Below are 238 nucleotides of genomic sequence, written 5' to 3' on the forward strand. Positions count from 1 at the left end.
GTCACATGGACGGCGAGGAGGTCGCCCCCGGCCGCCCGCGCGGCGATCCGCGCGCCTCGGCGGATGAGCGTCTCGCCCTCCGGGCCGCCTGTGAGTGCGACGACGACACGCTCGCGGGCCTGCCACGACCCCTCGATGCCGTGCTCCTTCCGGTACGACCTCAGAGCGCTGTCTACCTCGCCGGCGAGCCATAGCAGCGCGAGTTCGCGCAGCGCGGTCAGATTGCCGAGCCGGAAGT

The 238-nt window shown here is 72.7% G+C and carries 1 pseudogene; it reads right to left on the reverse strand.

Annotated features, from left to right (window positions below):
• Positions 1-238 (reverse strand): annotated as a pseudogene (locus ACQG3P_RS23155) (sensor histidine kinase KdpD); the annotation flags it as partial.

It is taken from the genome of Stenotrophomonas sp. SrG (genome assembly GCF_050031795.1).
In the GTDB taxonomy this organism is placed as follows: Bacteria; Pseudomonadota; Gammaproteobacteria; order Xanthomonadales; family Xanthomonadaceae; genus Stenotrophomonas; species Stenotrophomonas rhizophila_A.